Source organism: Vibrio mimicus CAIM 602 (assembly GCF_000338875.1).
Classification (GTDB): Bacteria; Pseudomonadota; Gammaproteobacteria; order Enterobacterales; family Vibrionaceae; genus Vibrio; species Vibrio mimicus.
This window is the reverse complement of sequence record NZ_AOMO01000093.1, coordinates 1-1,290: the sequence shown is the minus strand read 5'-3', so window position 1 is coordinate 1,290 and position 1,290 is coordinate 1. Positions and strand designations below refer to the sequence as shown.

Below are 1,290 nucleotides of genomic sequence, written 5' to 3'. Positions count from 1 at the left end.
CAACAACCCAATGAGGCAATCACTCAGAAGTTACAGCGCCAGATACATTGCCGCTTCGTTAGGCAGCGACAAACAATATTGAATTGCCGACAAAACCTAAACGAAATGCTAAAGGAATCGACAACCACAACCTGCTGATTTTTATGGATTAAGCATAACGCCCGCCTAAGGGGCTGGCAACGCATAACCACTAAACTCAAATACAACAAACCGTAACCACCGCGGCTCAATGGGACTGGAAACGCCGCGCGTTGACAGTCCCTCTTGAGGCGTTTGTTGGGCAATTTTAATACGCTGCGCCATTGATTTTTCTAACTGGAATGGCAGAAAGAACTTCATTTTCTGCCATCCGCATATTCACCGCGAATATTCTTGAATCACATTTAGGCGTTGTTATGTAGTGCGTCACGCAACCACATATGTTACATCGATGGAATTCAACGTCTTTGTCTCCCCAACAGTAAAACTTCGAGTTTTCTTTGGTATACGTTACTGAAACTTGCTCGGGAGTGTAATAAGCCCACATTGCTGCATAACGTCGGCAGATCGAACAATTACATTCACCCACTTCTTTTGGCAGCTGAGCCAGTTTTAAGTGGATATTTCTACAATGACATGTCACTTCCATATGCTGCCTCAATAAAATTGCCTAACGCCCGCCTAAGGGGCTGACAACGCATTACCACTAAACTCAAACACAACAGCTGTAACCACCGCAGCTCATTGGGACTGGAAACGCCACGCGTTGGCAGTCCCTCTTGAGGCGTTTGTTAGGCATATTTTAACTACCTAACTTAGCTGCATATTGATGTAATGGTCCTTGAACTTGATACAAGGTTATACAAAATAGAAAAAGTAAGAATCCAGACTTTTTACTTTGCGAACTGCCTCTGATAAGTAAAAAGATACACAAGAATATGGACACACTTAAGAGCAGCAAAAATATCATGTAGAGAAAGAGTTCTATTATGTCAGATACACCGTATGGGGCATCCGGCGCTATATACATTTCAGCGTATACAGACACCCTAAAAACCAGCATAAAAACTAAATGCAGAAGACAAATAGCTCCCATCCATATTGCTGCTTTGCTACCTCTAGTAAATATCATTTTTATTCAACCTATCAATTTCAACTCCCCCGGACTATGCCTAACGCCCGCCTAAGGGGCTGGCAACGCACTACCACTAAACTCAAACGCAACAACCGTAACCACCGCGCCTCAATGGCACTGGAAACGCCACGCGTTGACAGTCCCTCTTAAGGCGTTTGTTATGTGATTGTTGCTCA

Annotated in this window: 1 protein-coding gene; it reads right to left on the bottom strand. The window is 43.8% G+C overall.

The window, feature by feature from the left end:
- Positions 1 to 286 precede the first annotated feature (286 nt).
- Positions 287 to 628 carry a GFA family protein gene (locus tag D908_RS23115; protein ID WP_005527647.1) on the bottom strand — a complete coding sequence of 114 codons (342 nt, stop codon included), beginning with the start codon at positions 626 to 628 and terminating at the stop codon, positions 287 to 289.
- Between the last annotated feature and the right edge of the window lie 662 nt (positions 629 to 1,290).

Coding starts and splice junctions, on each gene's coding strand:
- D908_RS23115 (WP_005527647.1), bottom strand. CDS start 628: ATGGAAGTGACATGTCATTGTAGAAATATCCACTTAAAACTGGCTCAG.